This window comes from Rhizobium rhododendri, assembly GCF_007000325.2.
Taxonomy (GTDB): domain Bacteria; phylum Pseudomonadota; class Alphaproteobacteria; order Rhizobiales; family Rhizobiaceae; genus Rhizobium; species Rhizobium rhododendri.
The window spans coordinates 56,540-78,345 of record NZ_CP117267.1; the positions used below are offsets into that span (position 1 = coordinate 56,540).

At 60.2% G+C, this 21,806-nt stretch carries 23 protein-coding genes, 1 tRNA gene, 1 pseudogene and 1 riboswitch; of the genes and pseudogenes, 15 read left to right on the forward strand and 10 right to left on the reverse strand.

Annotated features, from left to right (window positions below):
- Nucleotides 1–61: 61 nt before the first annotated feature.
- The 6 genes and pseudogenes from PR018_RS00295 (at nucleotide 62) to truA (ending at nucleotide 3,511) form a co-directional block, all read left to right on the forward strand.
- Nucleotides 62–325, forward strand: coding sequence for a FitA-like ribbon-helix-helix domain-containing protein (locus tag PR018_RS00295; RefSeq protein ID WP_142823884.1), 264 nt, complete (start codon nucleotides 62–64; stop codon nucleotides 323–325).
- Nucleotides 322–741, forward strand: coding sequence for a type II toxin-antitoxin system VapC family toxin (locus tag PR018_RS00300; protein WP_142823885.1), 420 nt, complete (start codon nucleotides 322–324; stop codon nucleotides 739–741). Before PR018_RS00295 ends, PR018_RS00300 begins: the two co-directional genes overlap by 4 nt.
- 129 nt (nucleotides 742–870) lie before the next feature.
- Nucleotides 871–1,587 (forward strand): hypothetical protein, encoded by a 717-nt coding sequence (locus PR018_RS00305; protein ID WP_341798988.1) that lies wholly within the window; start codon nucleotides 871–873, stop codon nucleotides 1,585–1,587.
- 38 nt (nucleotides 1,588–1,625) lie between these two features.
- Nucleotides 1,626–1,748: pseudogene (locus PR018_RS00310) on the forward strand (type II toxin-antitoxin system VapC family toxin); the annotation flags it as partial.
- A 21-nt stretch (nucleotides 1,749–1,769) separates the two neighbouring features.
- Entirely contained in the window at nucleotides 1,770–2,708 is a 939-nt protein-coding gene (gene fmt, locus PR018_RS00315; protein ID WP_142823887.1) for a methionyl-tRNA formyltransferase, read from the forward strand.
- Nucleotides 2,708–3,511: a tRNA pseudouridine(38-40) synthase TruA gene (truA, locus tag PR018_RS00320; protein ID WP_142823888.1), complete on the forward strand. Its 804-nt coding sequence runs from the start codon at nucleotides 2,708–2,710 to the stop codon at nucleotides 3,509–3,511. The genes fmt and truA overlap by 1 nt, the downstream gene beginning before the upstream one ends.
- A 3-nt stretch (nucleotides 3,512–3,514) precedes the next feature.
- On the opposite strand, the gene PR018_RS00325 is transcribed toward truA, so the two are convergent.
- From PR018_RS00325 to dapD, 3 genes are all read right to left on the reverse strand, one after another.
- Nucleotides 3,515–4,117, reverse strand: a complete 603-nt coding sequence (locus PR018_RS00325; RefSeq protein ID WP_111216504.1) for a hypothetical protein — start codon at nucleotides 4,115–4,117, stop codon at nucleotides 3,515–3,517.
- Complete coding sequence (gene dapE, locus PR018_RS00330) at nucleotides 4,104–5,297, reverse strand: succinyl-diaminopimelate desuccinylase (RefSeq protein WP_142823889.1); 1,194 nt, start codon at nucleotides 5,295–5,297, stop codon at nucleotides 4,104–4,106. The genes PR018_RS00325 and dapE overlap by 14 nt, the downstream gene beginning before the upstream one ends.
- A 132-nt stretch (nucleotides 5,298–5,429) precedes the next feature.
- A complete protein-coding gene (gene dapD / locus PR018_RS00335) occupies nucleotides 5,430–6,287 on the reverse strand; it encodes a 2,3,4,5-tetrahydropyridine-2,6-dicarboxylate N-succinyltransferase (protein ID WP_142823890.1) in 858 nt (285 codons plus the stop codon).
- Nucleotides 6,288–6,507: 220 nt separating this feature from the next.
- Between dapD and PR018_RS00340 the strand changes: the two genes are divergently transcribed.
- From PR018_RS00340 to PR018_RS00350, 3 genes are all read left to right on the forward strand, one after another.
- A complete protein-coding gene (locus PR018_RS00340) occupies nucleotides 6,508–7,368 on the forward strand; it encodes an LOG family protein (protein ID WP_142823891.1) in 861 nt (286 codons plus the stop codon).
- A 67-nt stretch (nucleotides 7,369–7,435) separates the two neighbouring features.
- A riboswitch (Fluoride riboswitch) is annotated at nucleotides 7,436–7,515 on the forward strand.
- A 79-nt stretch (nucleotides 7,516–7,594) separates the two neighbouring features.
- The gene (locus PR018_RS00345) at nucleotides 7,595–9,004 is read left to right on the forward strand and encodes a voltage-gated chloride channel family protein (RefSeq protein ID WP_142824441.1); all 1,410 of its coding nucleotides are present in this window, start codon (nucleotides 7,595–7,597) and stop codon (nucleotides 9,002–9,004) included.
- Nucleotides 9,001–9,396, forward strand: a complete 396-nt coding sequence (locus PR018_RS00350) for a DUF190 domain-containing protein (protein ID WP_142823892.1) — start codon at nucleotides 9,001–9,003, stop codon at nucleotides 9,394–9,396. Before PR018_RS00345 ends, PR018_RS00350 begins: the two co-directional genes overlap by 4 nt.
- A 154-nt stretch (nucleotides 9,397–9,550) precedes the next feature.
- Here the strand turns inward: PR018_RS00350 and PR018_RS00355 are convergent, their stop codons facing one another.
- From PR018_RS00355 to argB, 3 genes are all read right to left on the reverse strand, one after another.
- Nucleotides 9,551–10,162, reverse strand: coding sequence for an EF-hand domain-containing protein (locus tag PR018_RS00355; protein ID WP_142823893.1), 612 nt, complete (start codon nucleotides 10,160–10,162; stop codon nucleotides 9,551–9,553).
- A gap of 114 nt (nucleotides 10,163–10,276) precedes the next feature.
- Complete coding sequence (locus PR018_RS00360; protein WP_142823894.1) at nucleotides 10,277–10,981, reverse strand: pyrimidine 5'-nucleotidase; 705 nt, start codon at nucleotides 10,979–10,981, stop codon at nucleotides 10,277–10,279.
- A gap of 52 nt (nucleotides 10,982–11,033) precedes the next feature.
- On the reverse strand, nucleotides 11,034–11,921 hold the full coding sequence (argB, locus tag PR018_RS00365) for an acetylglutamate kinase (protein ID WP_142823895.1): 888 nt from the start codon (nucleotides 11,919–11,921) through the stop codon (nucleotides 11,034–11,036).
- Between the two features lie 185 nt (nucleotides 11,922–12,106).
- On the opposite strand from argB, the gene PR018_RS00370 reads away from it, so the two are divergent.
- The 3 genes from PR018_RS00370 (at nucleotide 12,107) to PR018_RS00380 (ending at nucleotide 14,133) form a co-directional block, all read left to right on the forward strand.
- Entirely contained in the window at nucleotides 12,107–12,646 is a 540-nt protein-coding gene (locus PR018_RS00370) for a sigma-70 family RNA polymerase sigma factor (RefSeq protein ID WP_142823896.1), read from the forward strand.
- The gene (locus PR018_RS00375) at nucleotides 12,643–13,365 is read left to right on the forward strand and encodes an anti-sigma factor (RefSeq protein ID WP_142823897.1); all 723 of its coding nucleotides are present in this window, start codon (nucleotides 12,643–12,645) and stop codon (nucleotides 13,363–13,365) included. The genes PR018_RS00370 and PR018_RS00375 overlap by 4 nt, the downstream gene beginning before the upstream one ends.
- Nucleotides 13,366–13,575: 210 nt before the next feature.
- Nucleotides 13,576–14,133 carry a fasciclin domain-containing protein gene (locus PR018_RS00380; RefSeq protein WP_111216520.1) on the forward strand — a complete coding sequence of 186 codons (558 nt, stop codon included), beginning with the start codon at nucleotides 13,576–13,578 and terminating at the stop codon, nucleotides 14,131–14,133.
- A gap of 69 nt (nucleotides 14,134–14,202) precedes the next feature.
- Here the strand turns inward: PR018_RS00380 and yihA are convergent, their stop codons facing one another.
- The 4 genes from yihA to rpmH all read right to left on the reverse strand — a co-directional run bounded on the left by yihA (nucleotide 14,203) and on the right by rpmH (nucleotide 17,362).
- Nucleotides 14,203–14,862: a ribosome biogenesis GTP-binding protein YihA/YsxC gene (yihA, locus tag PR018_RS00385; protein WP_142823898.1), complete on the reverse strand. Its 660-nt coding sequence runs from the start codon at nucleotides 14,860–14,862 to the stop codon at nucleotides 14,203–14,205.
- A 128-nt stretch (nucleotides 14,863–14,990) separates the two neighbouring features.
- The gene (yidC, locus tag PR018_RS00390; RefSeq protein WP_142823899.1) at nucleotides 14,991–16,802 is read right to left on the reverse strand and encodes a membrane protein insertase YidC; all 1,812 of its coding nucleotides are present in this window, start codon (nucleotides 16,800–16,802) and stop codon (nucleotides 14,991–14,993) included.
- Nucleotides 16,802–17,194 (reverse strand): ribonuclease P protein component, encoded by a 393-nt coding sequence (rnpA, locus tag PR018_RS00395; RefSeq protein ID WP_111216526.1) that lies wholly within the window; start codon nucleotides 17,192–17,194, stop codon nucleotides 16,802–16,804. Before rnpA ends, yidC begins: the two co-directional genes overlap by 1 nt.
- Before the next feature lie 33 nt (nucleotides 17,195–17,227).
- Entirely contained in the window at nucleotides 17,228–17,362 is a 135-nt protein-coding gene (gene rpmH / locus PR018_RS00400; RefSeq protein ID WP_111216528.1) for a 50S ribosomal protein L34, read from the reverse strand.
- A gap of 484 nt (nucleotides 17,363–17,846) precedes the next feature.
- Here rpmH and PR018_RS00405 point away from each other — a divergent pair, with 484 nt between their 5' ends.
- The 3 genes from PR018_RS00405 to PR018_RS00415 all read left to right on the forward strand — a co-directional run bounded on the left by PR018_RS00405 (nucleotide 17,847) and on the right by PR018_RS00415 (nucleotide 21,703).
- Nucleotides 17,847–19,820, forward strand: a complete 1,974-nt coding sequence (locus tag PR018_RS00405) for a methyl-accepting chemotaxis protein (RefSeq protein ID WP_411908186.1) — start codon at nucleotides 17,847–17,849, stop codon at nucleotides 19,818–19,820.
- A gap of 214 nt (nucleotides 19,821–20,034) precedes the next feature.
- Nucleotides 20,035–21,504: a sensor histidine kinase gene (locus PR018_RS00410; protein WP_224128606.1), complete on the forward strand. Its 1,470-nt coding sequence runs from the start codon at nucleotides 20,035–20,037 to the stop codon at nucleotides 21,502–21,504.
- A gap of 122 nt (nucleotides 21,505–21,626) precedes the next feature.
- Nucleotides 21,627–21,703: transfer RNA gene (locus PR018_RS00415), tRNA-Arg, on the forward strand.
- The last annotated feature ends 103 nt before the right edge of the window (nucleotides 21,704–21,806 follow it).

The following is a 21,806-nucleotide window of genomic DNA, read 5'->3' on the forward strand; positions in this document are numbered from 1 at the left end:
AGCCCAGATTGAAACTCTTGGCAGCGTCCTCTATGATACGGGAGATATCAGGGAGGCGCCTATGGGTAACTTACTGCTGCGTGGCGTAGACCAAGCCTTGAAGATGAGGCTTGAGGAAATTGCTCGCCGCAACGGACGCAGCATTTCCGAAGAAGCCATCGACCAACTGCAACGAGCATTGCCAACTCCCGACGATACCGGTACCTCCGCCGGTGGGCGTTTGCGAGCTATACTTGGCGAAGAGCGTTTCGACGACGCCGACATCGAAGCTATTTCAGCTTTCCGCCATCAACCGGATCGTGAGCCGCCCCGGTTCGACGGATGATCGTCCTCGACACGAACGTGATTTCCGAGTTGGAGGGGCGAACGCACAGCGAAGGGATCTTGGCCTGGCTGGATGACTATGCGATCGAGCGGATTTTCCTGACGACGATTACTGTCGGAGAAGTTCGGTACGGCATAGCGCTGCTACCTGAAGGCAAGCGGCGCCAACAACTGGCATCGACTTTTGATCGCATTGAAGCTGCATTCTCCGGACGTATTCTCGATTTTTCACTGGGTGCGGCGCACCTTTATGCAACTATCAGTGCCGCAAGAAAAAATGCAGGACGCTCCATCGAAACCAAGGACGCCATGATCGCCGCGATCTGCCTCTCGCATGGCGCGACGCTGGCGACGCGCAACACGAAAGACTTCGAGGGGCTTGATCTAGTTCTGATAAACCCGTTTCAAGGTGGCTAAATCGTAACGACGGACAATCGCATTTCGTGAGATGTGCAGAACAGGTTTCGGACGTGTCGAGAAAAAGGCTTTGTCATGGTGAGCATTTCGTCTCGGAACAACTATCAAACGGATACGACACGCTCGGACTTGGAAAAAGCCCGTATTTGCGCCGCGAACAATGCCGACCTCTATCAGGCAATGTTCCGTTCCCACGGACTGGCCGACCAGCGAACCACGGCATTCTGGTCCAGCGATGCGGTCGCGCCGCCGTATTATTCCAACATGACAACACTTGAGCCTCATTCGACCGAGGAGCAGCTGTCTGAAATTGCTCGGCTGACAGAGAGACTGGGAAAACGACCCGGCTTGAAGGATGGCTTTTGCAGGCTCGATCTGGTGAGCAGGGGGTTCAAGATGTTGTTTTCCGCCTCATGGATTTGGGCTGAACCCCACGACCTGCCGGCGGATAGACCTCATGGCTGGGGACGCATAGGCGACGGGGCGGCGCTGGCTCGCTGGGAGCAATCCTGGAAAGACTCAGGTAGCCCGACCGATGCCAACGTCTTCACACCCGCACTGCTTCTGGATCCCGACATACATATCTACGGTCGACTGGCCGGCGGCAGCTTTGATGCCGGATGCATCGTGAACCAATCGCCGAAGGCTGTCGGCATCTCCAACATCTTCAGCCTCAATGGTACGCCAGATGCATTCCGGGATGCAGTTTCACTGGCAGCGACAGCGTTTTCACGCAATGCGCCGCTGGTTGGATATGACAGCGGCGACGCGCTCGGTGAAATGACGAAGCTTGGTTTCAGGGCGGTCGGCGAACTCAGAGTCTGGTTGCCCGACGGGGAAACCTAAGCGCGGAGTTCGGAGGGTAAAAATGCCGGCCCCTCCGTCAAACCAAGGACGCGACGATCGCCAGGACATGCCTCTCACACGGTGCGACATTGGCGACGCGCAAGACAAAAGACTTCGAGGGGCTTGATCTCGCGCCGATAAAGCCGTTTGAAGGCGGTTAAATCGCAACGACGGACGATCGCATGTCTCTCAGCATCATCTTCATGGGAACACCGGCCTTTTCGGTGCCGACCCTGCGCACCCTGGTCGACGCCGGTCATCGCATCGTCGCTGTCTACACGCAGCCGCCGCGCGCCGGCGGCAGGCGCGGGCTGGAACTGCAGAAATCGCCCGTTCACCAAGCCGCCGAACTTCTGGGCCTGCCCGTCTACACGCCGGTCAATTTCAAGGATCCCGAAGAGCGCCAGCGCTTTATCGACCTCAAGGCAGATGTCGCCGTCGTCGTCGCCTACGGGCTGCTGCTTCCGCAGGCGATCCTCGATGGCACGGCGCTCGGCTGCTACAACGGCCATGCGTCGCTGCTGCCGCGCTGGCGCGGGGCGGCGCCGATCCAGCGGGCGATCATGGCAGGCGACACCAAGACCGGCATGATGGTGATGAAGATGGACAAGGGCCTCGATACCGGCCCGTTGGCGCTCACCCGCGAGGTCGCGATTTCAGAGACGATGACGGCGGGCGAACTGCACGACAGGCTGAGCCAGGTCGGAGCCAAGGCGATGGGCGAGGCCATGGTCCGGCTGGAGATGAATGATCTGCCGCTGACGTCGCAGCCAGCCGAGGGCGCGGTCTATGCCGCCAAGATCGACAAGGCCGAGACACGGATCGACTTCCACAAATCCGCGGCCGATGTGCACAACCACATTCGCGGCCTGTCGCCGGCGCCCGGCGCCTGGTTCGAGATGGAGATCTCGGGCAAGCCGGAGCGCATCAAGGTGCTGGCATCCGAGATGGTGGCGGGTGGCGAGGGCGTTGCTGGCACTGTGCTGTCTGACGATCTTACCATTGCCTGCGAGACCGGCGCGGTGCGGCTGACGCGGTTGCAGAAGGCTGGCGGCAAGCCGCTGGCTGCCTTAGATTTCCTGCGCGGCACGCCGATACCTCATGGCACGAGGCTCGCCTGATGCCGCGATACCGCATGACTGTCGAATATGACGGCACGCCCTATGTCGGCTGGCAGAAGCAGGACAACGGCCATTCCGTCCAGTCGGCCATCGAGAACGCTATCCTGGCGCTGACGGGCGAGGCCGTTCTGGTGCGCGGCGCAGGCCGCACCGATTCCGGTGTGCATGCGATGGGGCAGGTGGTCCACGCCGACCTGTCGAAGACGTGGCCGTCGCATACCCTGCGCAATGCCCTGAACGCCTATCTCGGCAAGGCCCGCGAGCGTGTCTCGATCATCGATGCCGCCGAGGTCGATGAACGCTTCGACGCGCGCTTTTCCGCCCATCGCCGGCACTATCTCTATCGTATCATCAGCCGCAAGGCGCCGCTGGCGCTGGAGGCAAAGCGCGCCTGGTGGGTATCCAAGGATCTCGACCATGTTCCGATGCATGCGGCAGCCCAGACGCTGATCGGCTATCACGACTTCACCACCTTCCGCTCGATCCATTGCCAGGCCAACAGTCCGCTGCGCACCCTCGACCGGCTGGATGTCACCCGCAATGGCGATCTGATTGAAATCCGCGCCACGGCGCAGAGCTTCCTGCACAATCAGATCCGCTCCTTTGCCGGCACGTTGAAGATGGTCGGCGAGGGAAAATGGTCGGTCGAGGATGTCCGCGCTGCGCTCGAGGCGCGGGATCGAAAGGCCTGCGGCCCGGTAGCGCCGCCGGAGGGGCTATATTTCCTGCAGGTCGACTATCCCGCAGATCCCGATGCCCGCCGCATTCGCCAGAGTGAGCAGCCGCGCCCGGCACGGGAATAGGCGTCAGGAGCCGGGCGGATAGATGCCGAGGAAATGCTGCAGGAAGTCCGTCAGCAGCATCGGCGGAACCATCATCATCAGTGTCATCGCCGCGACGAACAGCGGATGCGGTCCGCAGATCATCCGCAGGATGCGGGCAAGCGCGAAGATCAGCGCCATCATCAGCACCAGCCACAGGATGGCGGTGAGGCCGGCCGATCCCGGCACGAAGGCGATGAGCGCGATCAGCAACGCGTTCAGGTAGGCAAGCGGCAGACCCAGCCAGTTCATGGCGACGACGACAGGCTGGAATTTTTCGCCACTCCTGAAAAGCAGCAGCAGCAAGCCTGCCATGACGGGCGGTACCAGCCAGTTTGCCGCCTCCACGAGGCCGAGGCGGAAGAAGAAGGCTGGCCCGGTGGCGCTGCCCGGCGGCATGGCCGACAGATAGGTCTGCTGCCACCAAAGCCAGGAAATGCCGATCGGTGGCAGGCACCAGAGAACGGCCCAGAAAGACCGTGTCAGGCCCCGATCGGAGATGTCGAGGTAGTTGAAACCGCGCGCGTCGTTGCGCACCAGCAGCCAGAGCCCGGCCAGATAGTACTGGACTTCCCTATACGTCGGCATTCTGGAACCAGCGTTCGAGGAATGTCTCGTAGATTGCCGTCAGCGTTTCGAGATCGGCGACCGCAACGCGCTCGTCGACCATGTGCATGGTCTGGCCGACGAGGCCGAATTCTACGACCGGACAATAGTCCTTGATGAAACGCGCATCCGACGTGCCGCCGGTCGTGGACAGTCTGGGCGCCTGCCCGGTCACCGTCTCCACAGCTGACGAAAGCGAGGCGATCAACTCGTTGTTGCGGGTGAGGAACACATGGCTCGGCCGCTCCGCCCAGGCGATCTCGTAGGATGCCGGCGGACGACCCGGACGCAGCGTCTGGTCGGCTGCCGCCCGGTCGAGCCGTGCGACGATCTCGGCCTTCAGCGTATCTGCCGTCCATGTGTCGTTGAAACGGATATTGAAGCTTGCCGTCGCCTTCGCCGGGATGACGTTGGTAGCGCCGTTGCCGACGTCGAGCGTCGTCACTTCGAGGTTGGATGGCTGGAAATTGTCAGTGCCCGCGTCGAATGGCGGATGCATCAGCGCCTGCGTCAGGGCGAGAATACTGCGCACCGGATTGTCGGCGAGGTCAGGATAGGCCGCGTGGCCCTGGACGCCGTTGACGGTGATTCTGCCCGACAGTGAACCGCGCCGACCTATCTTGATCATGTCGCCGAGCCTGTCGGGATTGGTCGGTTCGCCCACCAGGCAGGCGTCCCATGTCTCGCCCTTTTCGGCAGCCCATTTGAGTAGCTTGGTGGTGCCGTTGATCGCCGGCCCTTCCTCGTCGCCGGTAATCAGAAACGAGATCGAGCCCTTTGGCGCGCCGTGCCGGGCGATATAGCGGGCAACAGCAGCAGCAAAGCAGGCGATACCGCCTTTCATATCGACCGCGCCGCGTCCGAATATCTGGCCATCGGCGATTTCGGCGGCAAAGGGCGGATGGCTCCAGCTTGCTTCGTCGCCAACAGGCACGACGTCTGTATGGCCGGCAAACATCAAATGCGGCCCCTCATGGCCGAGCCGGGCATAGAGATTGTCGATGTCGGGAATGCCAGGTTCGCTGGCAGTCATCCGTTCGACGACGAAGCCGAGCGGCAACAGCATGTCGGTCAGTGCCGAAAGAGCACCGGCGTCGGCGGGTGTTACCGACGGGCAGCGGATCAGGGTCTGGAGATTGGCGACGGGATCGGTGGTGTTCATGACAACGATGTATCCGGCGGGAAATGGCAAAGCGATGGCAAATGTCGGAACGGCGATAAATACTCAGGCTCGAAATGGAGCTTTTGCTGTTCCGGACGCTCCCGTTGCCGGGAGCGTCCATCCAATTGCCGCTCAGTCGCGCAAAAGTTCGTTGATACCGGTCTTCGAACGCGTCTGCGCATCGACGCGCTTGACGATGACGGCGCAGTAGAGACCGGGGCCGGGCTGGCCGTTTGCCATCGGCTTGGCTGCCGGCAGCGATCCAGCGACGACGACGGAGTAGGGCGGTACTTCGCCATAGGTGATATCGCCGGTGGCGCGGTCGACGATCTTCGTCGACTTGCCGATGAACACGCCCATGCCGAGAACCGAGCCTTCGCGGACGATGCAGCCCTCGACGACTTCCGAGCGGGCGCCGATGAAGCAATTGTCCTCGATGATCGTCGGGCCGGCCTGCATGGGCTCCAGTACGCCGCCGATGCCGACGCCGCCGGAAAGATGCACATGTTTGCCGATCTGGGCGCAGGAGCCGACTGTCGCCCAGGCGTCGACCATTGTGCCTTCGCCGACATAGGCGCCGAGATTGACGAAGGACGGCATCAGGATGGCATTTGGGGCTATATAGGCCGAGCGCCGTACGACGCAGTTCGGTACGGCGCGGATGCCCGCTTCGCGGAAGCGGTTTTCGCCCCAGCCTTCGAACTTCGAGGGGACCTTGTCCCACCAGGTCGATCCGCCAGCACCGCCCTCGATGATCGTCATGTCGTTGAGGCGGAAGGATAGCAGCACCGCCTTCTTCAGCCACTGATTGACTGTCCAGACGCCATCGGCACCGCGTTCCGCAACACGCACCTTGCCACCGTCGAGCAGGGTCAGCGCCGTGTCGACCGCATCGCGGATTTCGCCTGACGTCGAGAGGTTGACGCTGTCGCGCGCGTCGAACGCCGCTTCGATGGTCTTTTCAAGCGAGGCAAGATCGGTGGCGCTCATGACAATTCCTTGAACATCTGTGGATTTCGTCCCGGCCGGTGGATCATTCGCAGATGTGATCGCTTGGCCGGTGATCTGCTCTACAACAGCCGTCCCGGAAATGGAATGATCTTTCCTGCCGCATTGCATCTGGATTGGGCGCCCGATCGCGGCATATCTGGAGATGCGGAGGCTGCGCCGATTCGGGCTGCGGTCCCATTGAGTTATGGAAGGCAGGACAATGGCTAAAGGCAGGAACGGCAAGCTGCGGCGCAAGGACGGCGTCTGGGATCCGCTGAAGACCAGCGGCGCCGACAAGACCCGCGCCGAAGCCATTCCAAAGACCCCGCAGTCGCTGTCGCCATCCTACAGGCTTGCCTATGCCGACGAGGATTTCCTCTGCCGCGAGGAATTACGGCCAGTCCGGCTGCAGCTGGAGCTGATGAAGACGGAAATGGAGCTCACCGAGCGCGGCATCAAGTCGACTGTGGTGATGTTCGGCGGCGCACGCATTCCAGCACCCGGCCAGAGCGCCTGGGCCGCGCGCAACGATGTCCAGCGCGCCAATCTCGAGGCCGCCTCTGTCTATTACGAGGAAGCCCGCAAGTTCGCCCGGCTCTGCGCTCGCTATTCCGCAGCCTCAGGTTTTCACGAATATGTCGTCGTCACCGGCGGCGGCCCGGGGGTCATGGAAGCGGGAAACCGTGGCGCTTCGGAGGAGGGTGCGCCGTCGATCGGCCTCAACATCGTCCTGCCGCACGAGCAGGCCCCGAACGCCTATGTCACCCCGGAGCTGAGCTTCAATTTTCACTACTTTGCGATCCGGAAGATGCATTTCATGCTGCGTGCCAAGGCCATCGCCGTTTTTCCCGGCGGTTTCGGCACGCTCGACGAATTTTTCGAATGCCTGACCCTGATCCAGACCGGCCGCATGGCCCGCCTGCCGCTGATCCTTTTCGGCGAAGCCTTCTGGCGCAAGATCATCAATTTCGACGCACTCGCCGAGTTCGGTACAATCGCCCCCGACGACGTCAACCTGATCAGCTTCGTCGATACAGCCGAAGCCGCATGGAAGATTGTCAGCGATTTCTATGAGCATTGAGGAATGCGCGAAAGTCTCAATCGCGTCGTTCCAACCCGGTTGACACGCAATCACCCGTTCGCTTATCACAGCGAACGGTAATGGATTCTGCCGGACCAGAAAAGGTCGAACCGCTTCCCGGATGAAGCTGATGACTCCTACTCAACGCGCTTATGCGAAGGAGTAGAGTCGTGCCTGATATCCAGAACCAATCCTCACATGTAGTGCCTGCCGGAGTGACCGCGTGATGGTTTTCTCCGATATTCTTGGCATACGCCTGCAGCTAGCTCGCAGCCTTTTGAAATGGATGGCTGTTGTCACGCCGATGGCGATCACAATCGGGTCTCTGGTCGCGCTCTTTCTTTGGAGCCTAGACCGGGCGACCGAGGCACGGTTTGCCTATCCATGGCTGATCTATGCTCTGCCGGTTGCGGGTTTCGCGATGGTTTTCGCGTATGGTCGCTTCGGCGTTTCTGCCGAGGGTGGAAATAACCTCATCGTCGACCAGATCCACGAGCCAGGCGGCGGGGTGCCGTTGCGGATGACGCCTTTCATCCTCGTCTCCACCGTTCTCACGCACTTGGTTGGCGGCTCCGCCGGTCGCGAAGGCACCGCAGTCCAGATGGGGGGTAGCCTTGCCAGCGCCTTCGGCAGGGCATTCCGGCTGGACCGAGCCGATGTCCGGATCCTGCTGATGGCAGGTATTGCGGCCGGGTTCGGAGCTGTCTTCGGCACGCCGATTGCCGGAGCCGTCTTCGCGCTGGAGGTCTTGACGATAGGACGGATGCAGTACGAGGCACTGCTGCCAGCACTGATGGCGTCGGTCATCGCCGATTGGACATGCCAGGCCTGGGGGATCACGCATGTCCGCTACGCAATTTCCTATCTGTCGGCTTTGGGGACCACGGGTAATTTCCATCTCGAGCCGCTTCTTCTCCTCAAAGCCGTTGCGGCGAGCGCGGCCTTCGGCATTGTTGCGCATCTCTTCGCTGACGCCTCCCATCGCCTCTCCTCTCTCCTGAAGCGGCTGATACCCTATGCGCCGCTGCGCCCGGTGCTGGCAGGCCTGGTCATCCTGGGCTTGGTGCACCTGCTTGGCACGCGGGAATACCTTGGCCTCGGCGTCTGGTCTCCTGATCACGACGACGCGACCATTCTCGGCTTTTTCCGCCCGGATCACATCGACAGCTGGAGTTGGCTCTGGAAAATGGTCTTCACGATCATAACGTTGAGCGCCGGTTTCAAGGGCGGTGAAGTCACCCCGCTATTTTTCATCGGCGCAGCGTTGGGAAATGCGCTGGCAGGTCTGATGGGCGCTCCCGTTGACCTGTTCGCCGCTTTGGGCTTCGTTGCCGTATTTGCTGGAGCGACGAACACGCCGCTTGCCTGCATGATCATGGGCATCGAGCTCTTTGGCGCAACCCATGCTGTTTACATCGCGATTGCCTGCTTCGTCGCCTATCTCTGCAGCGGCCATTCGAGCATCTATCTGTCCCAGCGGATTGCCATCCCTAAAACCTCGGCCGGCAGCCACATTCCTCCGGGCACGGCGGTTCGGCATCTTCGCGACCTCCAAAAGCGCGCTCCGGTCGGGATGAACGGCGATTCATTACATATCCGCGCCTCCGATCATTCAGCCAGGAAGGACCAGCCATGACCCGGCATTCCATCTCACAGAAAGAAATCGGTATGGTGCGCATCTACATGAAGCCTCGCGAAAAGGTGCCTGGCAAAAGCGGCTGGCTTCGTGGATCCCTGCTCTATCGCGAACTGATCCTGCAGGCGAAGGCTGCGGGCATTCTGAACGCCGTCGCTCATTCCACCCACTTCGGATACAGCAATGGCGGCAGGGTGGCAGACGACGGATTTGAGATATCCAACCCCGATCTCACCATGTGCGTCGAGCTTATCGGAGATCGTCACGAACTTGAAAATTTCTGTCGGACACATGGAGGCATGTTGAAGGGCAAAGTCATCATCTACAAGCACATCGAGCACTGGGATATCACTGGGCACAGCGTCATCGTTGAAGATGTCCTCAAACCGTAAATGCCTTGATAACTGGTTGCGCTGCCTTAGCCGTGTGAGCGTGTGACGGGGCCGATCTCTGCACAGTTGTTTAAGCTCAGACCCCATTCAAAAAGCCCGCCATCGCAAGACTGCGAGGCGGGCTTCCGTTTGTCCTGCTAGGACGTGCCGTTCCTTACAGGAGCGGCATCTTCGGCATGTCGTCGAGCGCGATGAAGCCGTCGTGGTTGCGGTCCATCCGGTCGAAGAGCTTGGCCATGGCGGCTTCGGCCTCGGCCTTGCTGATCTGGCCGTTCTGGTCGGTGTCGATGCGCTTGAACAGCATCTCGCCCATCATGCCGCCGCGCATGCCCTTGCCGTGGCGACCTTCGCCGCGCGGGCCGTCCTTGCCGTCACGCGGAGGCTTGCCGCCTTCATCGTCGTTCATCGCCTGGTCAGGCTTTGCCTTGTCCTTGTTGTCTTCCATCATCTTCTTGCGCTCTTCCCACATCGCCTTCATCTGGGTCTTGCGGTACTCGCGGTATTCACCGGGCGTGATGGAGCCATCCTTGTTGGTGTCGATGGCATCGAACAGCTTGTCGGCGCCGGCTGTCGCCTCGTCCTTGGAGATCTTCATGTCGCCGTTGGTATCGAACTGCTGCAGCATGCGCACGAAGATGACTTCAGGGGGAATACGAGGGCCGTGACGTCCACCCATGTGATGGCCGTTGGCTGCAAAAGTTGCCGCCGCGCCGCCAAGGAGGAGGGTTGCGGACATTGCCGTAATGAGAATTTTCTTCCCGATCATTGGGTGTTTCCTTTGGTTGCCGTGGTGACTACTCAAAGGTAGGGCGGCGGACCCGAAACACCCAGTTAAACATCGGTAAGATGGATGAAACTTTTGTAATTAAAGCAGTTTTCGTCAGACGAGCGCCGACAGGAACGCTGTCAGATCGTCTGTGATGTAGTCGATGTGCTGGTCGTCGTCGCTGTGGCGCTCCCACCATTCGGTGAAACTGCCTTCGACATTCTGAGGCACCATCAGCACGGTTTTCATGCCCAGTGCCTTAGGTACAGTCAGGTTGCGCGGCAGGTCTTCGAACATGGCAGCGTTTTGCATGTCGATCTTGTGCAGGCCGGCAAACTTGTCATAGGTGCCGGCAGCCGGTTTCGGCAGATAGTCTGCCGCGACGATATCGAAGATGTCGTCGAAATGGTCGAGGATGCCAAGCGCTCCGGCCGTATCCTGCGCGTGCTTGACGCTGCCGTTGGTGAAGATGAACTTGCGGCCAGGCAGCGCCTTGATGGCGGCGGCAAGCGCCGGCTGCGGCGTAAGACCGGTATAGTCGATCGCATGCGCCTTTTCGAGAAAGTCGTCGGGGTCTACGCCGTGATGCAGCATCAGCCCCTGCAGCGTGGTGCCGTGTTCCAGATAATACTGCTTCTGCAGTTTGCGCGCCGAAGCCCTGTCCGTCTTTAGCAGATCCGCGACATAGCTCGTCATGTTGACATCGACCTGCGAAAACAGGTCGACATTGTGCGGGTAGAGCGTGTTGTCGAGATCGAATACCCAATCACGGATATCAGCGAAATCGGCGGCGGCGGGCATGTTTCTTGGCTGTGTCATGGCCGCCCTTATGCCATGCGCCAGCCTGCCGGCAAACCGCATTTTATCGTGATCAGGGAATGATCAGCGTGCCCGCGCCATGCTCCGTGAAGATTTCGAGCAGCACCGAATGGGCGGTCTTGCCATTGAGGATGACGACACCCTGAACGCCGGCCTGGATTGCCTCGATGCAGGTCTCCACCTTGGGAATCATGCCGCCGGAGATGGTGCCGTCCTTGATCAGCGCCTGTGCCTGGGCCACCGTCAGTTCCTTGATCAGTTCCTTGTTCTTGTCCAGCACGCCCGGAACGTCAGTCAGGAACAGCAGGCGCGTCGCATTCAGCGCCCCGGCGATAGCGCCGGCAAAGGTATCCGCGTTGATGTTGTAGGTGGCGCCATCGCGACCGGGGGCGACCGGTGCGATGACCGGGATCATCTCCGACTTGGCGAGCAGGTCGAGCAGCGTACGGTCGACTTCGACGACCTCGCCGACGAAGCCCAAATCCAGCACCCGCTCGATATGCGAGTCCGGATCGACGATGGTCTTCTTGGCCTTTTCGGCAAACACCATGTTGCCGTCCTTGCCGCAAAGACCGATTGCCCATTCGCCGGTCTGGTTGATGAGAGCGACGATTTCCTTGTTGATGGAACCGGCGAGTACCATTTCGACGATCTCGACCGTCTTGCGATCGGTCACGCGCAGGCCGCCTTCGAATTTCGATTCGATGCCCATCTTGGTCAGCATCGCACCGATCTGCGGGCCGCCGCCGTGTACGACGATCGGGTTGACGCCGGACTGCTTGAGCAGGGCGATATCGGCCGCGAATGCCTTGCCGAGTTCCGCATCGCCCATGGCATGGCCGCCATATTTTACCACGATCGTCTTGTTTTCGTAGCGCTGCATGAACGGCAGGGCTTTTGCCAGCAGGCGTGCCTGCAGTTCGTTTTCGGATTCGGCCATGACACACCCCGCTGAAATTGTTCGAGGGGTTTTATCTCAAGTTTTTGACAGAGGGAATAACGTCGAGGCGATAAGTTTTGATCGGGAAATCCACCGCGAGGAAGGTGCCTGAAGTGTTATTCGTCTTGCCCGGCCGCTCAAACATCCTAATATGACGGTATTGGGAACGGGAGCGGGGATCATGGATGGCCACTGACGATATAGCCACCCTCGTCAGCCGCGTTGCAATGCGTGACCAGAGTGCGTTTTCCGAACTTTATAAGAAGACAAGCCCGAAACTATTTGCCGTTTGTTTGCGTATCCTGAAAGACAGGACAGATGCGGAAGAAGTTCTTCAGGAAGTCTTCGTCCGGATATGGCAGCGTGCAGATCGTTTCGTCGCGTCGGAAAACCCGGCAATGGGGTGGCTGACGTCGATCGCCCGCAATCGGTCCATCGACGCCATCCGGGCTCGCAAGCCCGTGGCGGACGAGATCGACGCGGTGTATGATCTGGCTGACGACGAGCCCGATCCGGAGACGCAGGCTGTCATCAAGGGCGAGGGCAGGCGCATCGATCTCTGCATGGAAACCCTGGAGGACGGCCGCGCCCAGGCAGTTCGCAGTGCCTACGTCGAGGGACTGAGCTATCAGGAACTCGCCGATCAATACGCAGTGCCTTTGAATACCATGCGCACATGGCTGCGCCGAAGCCTGATCAAACTGAGAGAGTGCATGGACCGATGAGTTCACCCGATCAAAGCAAGGGAGGCCGCTCCCGCGACGAGGTACTGGCCGGCGAATACGTGCTGGGTGTTCTGTCGCTGGAAGACCGGCAGAAGGTCGAGACGCGCATGCGCAGCGATCGCCCCTTTGCGGCGATCGTCAACCGCTGGGAACAGAACCTGTCGTCGTTCAACGACGAATACGAAGCGATCTTGCCGCCGGCATCGGTGTTTCCGAAGGTCGAAAAACGGATTTTCGGCGAACGCCCAAAGCGCCGCGGCGGCGTCTGGAACTCGCTCCCGGTCTGGCGCGGGCTGACGCTTGCCTCGCTCGTGCTGGCTGCCGGTGCGATTTTCTACGATGCAAACGGTGGTCTGAAGGTCGGGTCCGGCTCCAGGCGGATGGTGGCCGACCTCGCGGTCCCCGCCAGCGTCAACGGTGCCCTCAACCTTGTTGCAAGCTACGACACTTCAAGCGGACGCCTGAAGATAACGCCGGTTGCAGCAGCGCAGACCGAAAAGAAATCGCTGGAGCTATGGTTGATCAAGGGCAGCGACCCAGCAAAAGCACTGGGCGTTCTGCCCCAGAGCGGCGAGGGCGAAATCGCCGTGCCAGCCAATATGCGCAGCCAGTTTGGCGAAGGCGCCACCATCGCCATCAGCGTCGAGCCCTTCGGTGGGTCACCATCCGGCGCGCCGACCGGACCCGTTATCGCTGCGGGTAAAACCCGTAGCCTTTAGTCATTTCCCCAGATTGTCGACACCATGCGCCGCGAACTCCAGTGTTTGCGGCGTTTTTCGTGGTTTTTACGTTTCATTTGAATTCGTTAAAAATCAGCGAGCAGTTTGAAACTGTTTTCAGGAGCGTTCCGTACTACCAGTGTCCCCGGCGGATAGGGCACAAGCCCAGGTGAGTTGGATCGGGGATATAAGAGGAAGAGGAATCAGATCATGATGAAGACCACGCTTCGCATTGCCGCTCTGGCCGTCGCATTGTCCGCAGCCACCGGCGCAGCTTACGCCAAGGACCCTATGGTCGGCGGCGCAAAGATGTACGCCTCGAAGAACATCATCGAAAACGCCGTCAACTCGAAAGACCACACGACGCTTGTTGCCGCTGTAAAGGCTGCAGGCCTCGTAGAAACGCTGGAAGGCAAAGGCCCTTTCACCGTATTTGCCCCGACCAATGAAGCATTTGCAAAACTCCCGGCCGGCACGGTCGAAACCCTGCTGAAGCCTGAAAACAAGGCCAAGCTCGTCAAGATCCTCACCTGCCACGTCGTCTCCGGCGACATCATGGCATCCGCTGTCAAGAAGATGGTCAAGGACGCCGGTGGCGAATACGACATCAAGACTGTCGGCGGCTGCGTGATCAAGGCCATGACAAAGGGCAGCAAGGTTACGCTGACCGACGAAGCCGGCGGCACGGCCCATGTCACCATCGCCGACGTCAAGCAGTCCAACGGCGAAATTCACGTCATCGACGCAGTTCTGCTGCCGAAGATGTAATCAACATCGACTTCGAAGGCCGTCGCTCCGGTAATTCACCGCGCGGCGGCCTTTTTGCGTTCAGTCACGTCAGGCGCCGTAGCCGACAGTTTCGATGATTGCCTGGCGGAGGTCATCCATACCTTCGTTCTCTTCGGAAGAGGTCGGTATGATGCCGGGGAAGCAGGCCGGGCGCTTGCGGGTCATCTCGGCTGCCTCGGCAACAACCCTCGGCACGCCGGCGTCCTTGATCTTGTCCGTCTTAGTGAGAACGATCTGGTAGGAAACGGCAGCCTTGTCGAGCAGGGCCATGACGTCTTCGTCGTTCTTCTTGATGCCATGGCGGGAATCGATCAGCACGTAGACGCGCTTCAGCGTCGCCCGGCCGCGCAGGTAGTCGAATACCAGCCTTGTCCAGGCATCGACATTGTCCTTCGGCGCCTTCGCATAGCCGTAGCCAGGCATGTCCACCAGCGCCATCGGCGGCAGGTCGCCGGCTTCCCCGGAATAGCCGTCGGGCACGAAATAGTTGAGTTCCTGTGTCCGGCCCGGCGTGTTTGATGTCCGGGCAAGCCCATGGTGGCCGACGAGCGCATTGATCAGCGACGACTTGCCGACATTCGAGCGTCCCGCAAAGGCAATCTCCGGCGGGCCTTCCGGCGGCAGGAACTTCATCGAGGGCACGCCACGAATGAAAATCCAGGGGCGGCCGAACAACGGCTTTTCGGTGGGTACGGGTGCTTCGGCCATGGCTCGCGATCGTTTGTTGATGGTTTGGCTTCACGGTTTTGGCAGCCGATGTCAAGACTTGCCGCTCTTGGGACAAAGGCCCCCCGCGTTGAAAAAGAAAACCCCGGACTAAGCCGGGGTTTTCAAGGCTATTTCGTTTCCGCCGGTTTCTTCCGCTTGAACAACCCGCGCATATTGTCGAACAGCTCGACCTTGGCACCGTGGCGCCGCATGATGATCGCCTGCTGAATCACGGACAGCGTGTTGTTCCAGGCCCAGTAGATAACCAGGCCGGCCGGGAAGCTCGACAGCATGAACATGAATACCAGCGGCATCCAGTTGAAGATCATTGCCTGCGTCGGATCGGGCGGCGTCGGGTTCATGCGCATCTGCAGGAACATGGTCACGCCCATGATCATCGGCCAGACGCCAAGATGCAGGATGGTCGGGGCCTCGAACGGCAGCAGGCCGAACAGGTTGACGATAGACGTCGGGTCGGGCGCCGACAGGTCGCGAATCCAGCCGAAGAACGGTGCATGCCGCATCTCGATGGTGATGTAGATGACCTTGTAGAGCGAGAAGAAGATCGGGATCTGCAGGGCGATCGGCCAGCAGCCGGCGACCGGGTTGATCTTCTCTTCCTTGTAGAGCTTCATCGTGGCCTGCTGCAGGCCCATCTTGTCGTCGCCGAACTTTTCCTTCAGCTCAGCCATGCGTGGCTGCATCTTCTTCATGTTGGCCATCGACGCGTATTGCTTGCTGGCCAGCGGGAAGAACAGGAGCTTGACGACGATGGTCGTGCAGAGGATGGCGACGCCGAAGTTGCCGAAGTAGCGGAAGAAGAAGTCCATCAGCTTGAACATCGGCTTGGTCAGGAAGTAGAACCAGCCCCAGTCGATCAGGCGGTCGAAGCGCGGGATCGAGTAGCTTTCCTCGTAGCGGTCGATGACAGGCACTTCCTTGGCGCCGGCAAAGACGAGGTTCTTGAGGTCGACGGACTGTCCGGCAGCGATGCTGATGGCATCCTGCTTGTAGTCAGCCTGGTAGCGGGGCTGGCCATCGGTAAAATGCGAGAAGCGGGCATCGTAGGGGGTCGTCTGCGGCGGCACGATGGTGGCTGCCCAGTACTTGTCGGTAAAGCCGAGCCAGCCGGTGGTTGCCTTTGCCGGGGTTGTCGGTTCCTTGTCGACAGCCGTGTACTTGGTTTCCAGCAGGCCGTCGTCGCCGATTACGCCGATGAAGCCTTCGTGCAGCACGTAGGCAGACGGCGTTGTAGGCAAGCTGTAGCGGATGACGCGACCGTAACTGGCAACCGAGACCGGCTGCTGGCTGGCATTGGTGATCTTGTCTGCAACCGTGAACATGTAGTGGTCGTCGACGGAGATCGTACGCGAGAAAGTCAGTCCCTTGTCATTGGTGTAGGTCAGCGTCACCGGCGTCTTGTCGGTGAGCTTTGCACCTTCAGGTGCCGTCCAGACGGTCGAAGGGCCAGGAACAGCGCCGGTCTTGTCGTCACCGATGTAGCCGAGTTCGGCGAAGTAGCCGTCCTTTGTTTCGGCCGGACTGAACAGCGTGATGATCGGGCTCATGTTGTCGACCGTCTCATGGTACGACTTGAGACGAAGGTCATCCAGGCGCCCGCCGGCCAGATTGATCGAGCCGAGAAGCGATGTGGTCTCGATGGCGACACGCGGCGTTTTTGCCAGCGCCTGCTGCAGCGTCATGGTGCCGATGGCGGCCTGGCCGGAAACGGGGGCGCCAGCGGTGGTGTTGGTGCCGGGGGTCGGTGCCGCTGCGGTGCCGTTCGGCTGAACCTGCTGCGTCGTCTGCTGCTGCGCCTTGAGGGCCGCATCGGCCTTGCGCTGCGCTTCGATGCGCGGGTTCATATAGAAGAACTGCCACCCGAGGACGATCACCACCGACAGGGCGATCGCGATGAAGTAATTGCGGTTCTTTTCCATCATTCTTTCCTGGAGCGGTCCGGTTGCGACCGGCGGTGTTTCGGCATGGCTTCAAAGCGGGCTGACAACTCCCGGGCCAGCGCTTCGAAGGGCGCAGTCAATACATCGCGGCGCGCGACAACCACATAGTCGTGTCCCGGCTGCATTGCAAACCCGGCCTTCAGCCGTACCGCTTCTTTCAGGCGGCGGCGCATGCGGTTGCGCTCGACGGCATTGCCATGTTTTTTGGTGACAGTGAAACCGACGCGTGGCGGCTCATCAGGCAGGGCGCGATCGAGCGCCTCGACCAGAAAGAAATTGCCCCGTCGTTTCTCTCCCACGCGCACGGCAAGAAACTGCGGCCGGCTTTTCAGCCGCCCGACAGTTTTGGTATTGGGTCGTTTATTCGTCATTCGCCCGCCATCGCGACAGGGCCTATTCGGCGATTAAGCCGAAAGACGCTTGCGACCGCGGCCACGCCGGGCGATGATGACCTTGCGGCCGCCCTTTGTTGCCATACGAGCACGAAAACCGTGGCGACGAGCGCGAACGAGCTTCGATGGTTGGTAGGTACGCTTCATTTATTTTAACACCGCGGAGTGCGGCCCTTCTTGGGTTTGCATAGTGCAAGGAGCGTTGTTGGACGCACGGAAGTAGCCCGCTAGGCAGGCTCCGAAACCGGACGTGCGGCGGCTTATAGGGATGAAGGCCGGAAAAGTCAATTATCGGGCCCGGGATTCACAGTTTGCAGCAACGCATGCCGCCAGTGTCGATTTCGCGCGCACTCCATACTTTGGAGGCGCCCCGGATTTTCCGCCAATGCTGCGCACGCGAAGAGCTGATATAATCCGTTCGGCGTGAAGCTGATGTATAATGTCTTAACTTACCAATTGGCGCCAATAGAGGCAAGTTTATCTCGTATTTTATATTTCAATATAGGAAAGGCTACCTTAACGATTGGCCTCGATAATACAAAATGAATGGGCTCTCCTGTTTTGAAGCCCATATATTTTGGGGGGTATTTAGTTGAAAATCCGTGGCAAGATCAATTTGCTCGTTGCTGTCATGGCAGGCGCAGCAATGCTTATAGGCGCGACCGCGCTGTTTGCCATAAACCAGTATGACAGCCAACTGAGGATATATGAACGCGCTTCGACCCGCGCTTATCTCGGTGAGCGCCTCAACCGTTATGTCACGGCGGTCGTCATGGAAAGTCGAGGCATCTACGGCGCCCCCGATATCAAATCCGCCAAGGGCTTTGCCGACGGACTAACTGCCGATCTCGTCGAAATCGACAAGATCATCGCCAAGTGGGCGCCGCTGGTGCCGGAAGGCCAGAAGGCCGATTTCGCTAAGCTGCTCGATAAGTCCAAGGAGTTCAACGGGTTCCGTAGCGAGACCGTGCGGTTGCTTTTGGCGGAGGGGCCGCCTGCAGCCAACAAGCAAGGCAATAACGAAGACAATCGCGCCAATCGCAAAGCTTTTCAGGCCGACATCGACGCCGTCGTGAAGGCCGACACGCAGGAACTGACCGCTGTCCGTGCCGACATCGATTCGTTTGGCGACATGATTTTCTGGGTGGTGCTCGCAGCCACCGGCCTTGGTATCGTCAGCGGCATTGGCTTTGGCCTCTATATCGGCACAAACCATCTGACGCGCCCGATCAACAAGGTCACCGATACCATCAAGCAGGTGGCAGGTGGCGATTTCAACGTCGACGTTCCCTATGTCGGTCGCGGCGATGAGATCGGCGACATGGCAGCGGCCGTCGAGGTGTTCAAGCAGAGCGGCCTTGCGGTCCAGCGCATGCATTCCGACGAGGCAGTGCTGCGCGCCAAGAGCGACGATCTGCAGTCGGGCATGTCGCATGTGGTGGCCTCGGCTGCTGCGGGGGATTTCAGCCGCCGGATCGAAAAGACCTACAACGACGAAAATCTCGATCGCTTCGCACGCAACGTCAACGAGCTTGTCGCTAGCGTCGATGCGGGGATCACGGAGACCCGACGCGTCATCGCCGAACTCGCTGCCGGCGACCTGACGCAGACCATGCGCGGCACCTATCAGGGTGCATTTGCCGAACTCCAGCAAAACGTCAACGCGACCCTGTCGACACTGCAGGACACCATGCGCGAGGTTCGCGACACGACGAGTTCGATCCATGGCAATGCCAACGAACTGCGCGTTGCCGGCGACGATCTTGCCAAGCGCACCGAGCAGCAGGCTGCAGCCCTCGAGGAAACTTCGGCGGCGCTCGACGAGATCACTGCCGTGGTGCAGAACTCGACCACCCGCGCCCAGGAGGCCAGCATCATGGCCACCGAGGCCAAGGACAACACTGCGAGATCCGGCATTGTCGTGCGCAATGCAGTCGATGCGATGGGCCGCATCGAGCAGGCATCGCGCGAAATCAGCCAGATCATCAATGTCATCGATGAGATTGCCTTCCAGACCAACCTGCTGGCGCTCAATGCAGGGGTGGAAGCTGCCCGGGCAGGCGAGGCTGGCAAAGGCTTTGCCGTCGTCGCCCAGGAGGTGCGCGAACTGGCCCAGCGCTCCGCAAAGGCAGCCAAGGACATCAAGGGGTTGATCACCAAATCGGGCAGCGAGGTGCAGGCCGGCGTCAAGTTGGTGCAGGAAACCGGTGAAGCACTCGGCGACATCGAAACCCGCGTGCTGGCGATCAACGACCATATCCATTCGATCGCCACCTCGGCGCGTGAACAGGCAACCGGTCTTGCCGAGGTCAACACCGCCGTCAACCAGATGGACCAGGTGACGCAGCAGAATGCCGCCATGGTCGAGGAAACGTCGGCGGCAACCCACAAGCTCACCGCCGAAGCCGACAGCCTCGTGCGGCTCGTTGCTGGCTTCAAGGTCACCGGCGCTCGCAATATCGCTCCGGCCGTTGCGCGTCTGGACACGCGCCGCCCGGCAGCCGCTCCGCCTCGCCAGATGGCTGTATCAGGTTCCCGCATGATGTCCGGAGGACGCGGCGGTGCGGCGGCCCAGCCCGCTTCTCAGGAATGGGAAGAATTCTGATCGCACGCAGGCTTTAACGTTCGCCCAGGCGCGGCACCCGGTGCCGCGCCTTTTTTCATCGGTCTGCCACCTTCATAAGGACGGCCGCGTTACGATGGCGCATTGAAGACACCGGCAAAAACTCTTATCGTATTGCCTAATTGACCAAGGCAATCTGCATTGCCGCTGAATGGGATGGCCGGAAATGAAATTTCCGCTGGGTACCAAAGCCGGCATGGGTAACAGGATATGCGCGTCGCGACCGACCGGACTTTTTGGCGGCCTGTCCGGCAAGCTCCTGTCGCTGACCGTCGTTTTCGTCATGGTCGCGGAAATCCTGATCTTCGTGCCCTCTGTCGCTTATATGCGGCTGCGTTGGCTGCAGGACCGCCTCAACACAGCTGCGGCTGCGGCGATCGTTATCGACGGCCTGCAGCCCGTCGAGCTGCCGCGCTCGCTGCAGAAGGAAACTCTGATGGCGACCGGCACCAGGGCCATCATCTTGCGCAAGGACGGCACCTCGCGGTTGCTTGCCACCGCCGATATGCCCACATCCGTCGACGACCAGTTCGACCTGACCGACGTTTCGCTGCCGACGGCTGTCCACGATGCGCTGAATACGCTGCTGTTCGGCGGCGAGCGGATCATGCGCGTCTACGGCCCGGTCGGGGAAACGAAAATGGGCGTCGAGGTCGTGCTCAAGGACGCCAGCCTGCGCAAGGCCATGCTGCGCTATTCGACAAACGTACTGCTTCTTTCGCTATTGCTTTCCTTCTTCACCGCAACCCTGATTTTCTTCGCCATCAACCGGATCATGATCAAGCCGATCCGCAAGCTGACCGACAGCATGCAATCCTACTCCGACGATCCGGAGGATCCTGCGCGGGTTCTGGTGCCGGATGACGGGCGCGACGAACTCGCCGTTGCCGGCCGCCATCTGGCGACGATGCAGGCGCAGCTGCAGAAGACGCTGAAGCAGCAGAAGAACCTTGCCGCTCTCGGTCTTGCGGTGTCGAAGATCAACCACGACATGCGCAATATTCTCGCCTCCGCCCAGCTGATGTCCGACCGGCTTGCTGACATCGACGACCCGATGGTCAAGCGTTTCGCGCCGAAGCTGTTGCGCACCATCGACCGCGCCGTCGGTTATACCAACGAGGTGCTATCCTATGGCCAGGCATCCGAATCGGCGCCACGCCGCCGTCGCCTTAAGCTCCACGATCTCACCGCCGAGGTGAGGGACATCATGGCGATCGATCCCGAAAGCGGGATCGAATTTGTCGAGGTGGTGTCCCATGAGCTCGAGGTGGATGCCGACAGCGAGCAACTCTTCCGCGTTATCCACAATCTCTGCCGCAACGCCCATCAGGCACTCATCGCCTATGGAGAGCAGCAGCCGCAGAGCGTTCGCCGCATCACTGTCGCGGCCCACCGGATCGGCAGTGTCGTCGGCATCACCATCGACGACACCGGTCCGGGTATGGCTCCGAAGGCGCGGGAAAACCTGTTCACGGCGTTCCGTGGCTCGGCGCGCTCCGGTGGCACCGGTCTCGGCCTGACCATCGCCCGCGAGCTGGTGCTTGCCCATGGCGGCACCATCGCTCTTGTCGAAAAGCCGTCCCCTGGGACCCAGTTCCGTATAGAGATCCCGGACCGCCCGATTTCCCTCGAGGCCTATCGCGGCCGCAGCGCCACCGAAACCTGAGGAGGCTCGGCGCTTTCCACAGTCGCCAACCGAAAAACAGCAGATTTTCAAGAAATCCGCTTGCTTTCACTCTGCGGACGTTTTAGAGGATCGCCACGCAAGCGGCTCAGCCACTTGCTTCCGCACCCGTAGCTCAGCTGGATAGAGCACCAGACTACGAATCTGGGGGTCGGGCGTTCGAATCGCTCCGGGTGCGCCATTTTCTCCTAATGTTTGTGTATGCAAGTGTCGTGACAGAAGCCGCGTAAGATCGATATTTGATCGCCAGGCTCCTGAAACTCTGTCGTTTGTGTCGAACTCCT

Excerpts from the sequence above, each read along its gene's own strand:
- PR018_RS00405 (WP_411908186.1), top strand. The coding sequence starts at position 17,847 with ATGGCAGGCGCAGCAATGCTTATAGGCGCGACCGCGCTGTTTGCCATA.
- PR018_RS00300 (WP_142823885.1), top strand. The coding sequence starts at position 322 with ATGATCGTCCTCGACACGAACGTGATTTCCGAGTTGGAGGGGCGAACG.
- PR018_RS00360 (WP_142823894.1), bottom strand. The coding sequence starts at position 10,981 with ATGACACAGCCAAGAAACATGCCCGCCGCCGCCGATTTCGCTGATATC.
- dapD (WP_142823890.1), bottom strand. The coding sequence starts at position 6,287 with ATGAGCGCCACCGATCTTGCCTCGCTTGAAAAGACCATCGAAGCGGCG.
- fmt (WP_142823887.1), top strand. The coding sequence starts at position 1,770 with ATGTCTCTCAGCATCATCTTCATGGGAACACCGGCCTTTTCGGTGCCG.
- dapE (WP_142823889.1), bottom strand. The coding sequence starts at position 5,297 with ATGAACACCACCGATCCCGTCGCCAATCTCCAGACCCTGATCCGCTGC.
- truA (WP_142823888.1), top strand. The coding sequence starts at position 2,708 with ATGCCGCGATACCGCATGACTGTCGAATATGACGGCACGCCCTATGTC.
- PR018_RS00380 (WP_111216520.1), top strand. The coding sequence starts at position 13,576 with ATGATGAAGACCACGCTTCGCATTGCCGCTCTGGCCGTCGCATTGTCC.
- argB (WP_142823895.1), bottom strand. The coding sequence starts at position 11,921 with ATGGCCGAATCCGAAAACGAACTGCAGGCACGCCTGCTGGCAAAAGCC.
- PR018_RS00340 (WP_142823891.1), top strand. The coding sequence starts at position 6,508 with ATGGCTAAAGGCAGGAACGGCAAGCTGCGGCGCAAGGACGGCGTCTGG.
- rpmH (WP_111216528.1), bottom strand. The coding sequence starts at position 17,362 with ATGAAGCGTACCTACCAACCATCGAAGCTCGTTCGCGCTCGTCGCCAC.
- yihA (WP_142823898.1), bottom strand. The coding sequence starts at position 14,862 with ATGGCCGAAGCACCCGTACCCACCGAAAAGCCGTTGTTCGGCCGCCCC.
- PR018_RS00375 (WP_142823897.1), top strand. The coding sequence starts at position 12,643 with ATGAGTTCACCCGATCAAAGCAAGGGAGGCCGCTCCCGCGACGAGGTA.
- PR018_RS00345 (WP_142824441.1), top strand. The coding sequence starts at position 7,595 with ATGGTTTTCTCCGATATTCTTGGCATACGCCTGCAGCTAGCTCGCAGC.
- PR018_RS00350 (WP_142823892.1), top strand. The coding sequence starts at position 9,001 with ATGACCCGGCATTCCATCTCACAGAAAGAAATCGGTATGGTGCGCATC.
- PR018_RS00370 (WP_142823896.1), top strand. The coding sequence starts at position 12,107 with ATGGCCACTGACGATATAGCCACCCTCGTCAGCCGCGTTGCAATGCGT.
- PR018_RS00325 (WP_111216504.1), bottom strand. The coding sequence starts at position 4,117 with ATGCCGACGTATAGGGAAGTCCAGTACTATCTGGCCGGGCTCTGGCTG.
- PR018_RS00295 (WP_142823884.1), top strand. The coding sequence starts at position 62 with ATGGGTAACTTACTGCTGCGTGGCGTAGACCAAGCCTTGAAGATGAGG.
- yidC (WP_142823899.1), bottom strand. The coding sequence starts at position 16,802 with ATGGAAAAGAACCGCAATTACTTCATCGCGATCGCCCTGTCGGTGGTG.
- PR018_RS00355 (WP_142823893.1), bottom strand. The coding sequence starts at position 10,162 with ATGATCGGGAAGAAAATTCTCATTACGGCAATGTCCGCAACCCTCCTC.
- PR018_RS00410 (WP_224128606.1), top strand. The coding sequence starts at position 20,035 with ATGGGTAACAGGATATGCGCGTCGCGACCGACCGGACTTTTTGGCGGC.
- rnpA (WP_111216526.1), bottom strand. The coding sequence starts at position 17,194 with ATGACGAATAAACGACCCAATACCAAAACTGTCGGGCGGCTGAAAAGC.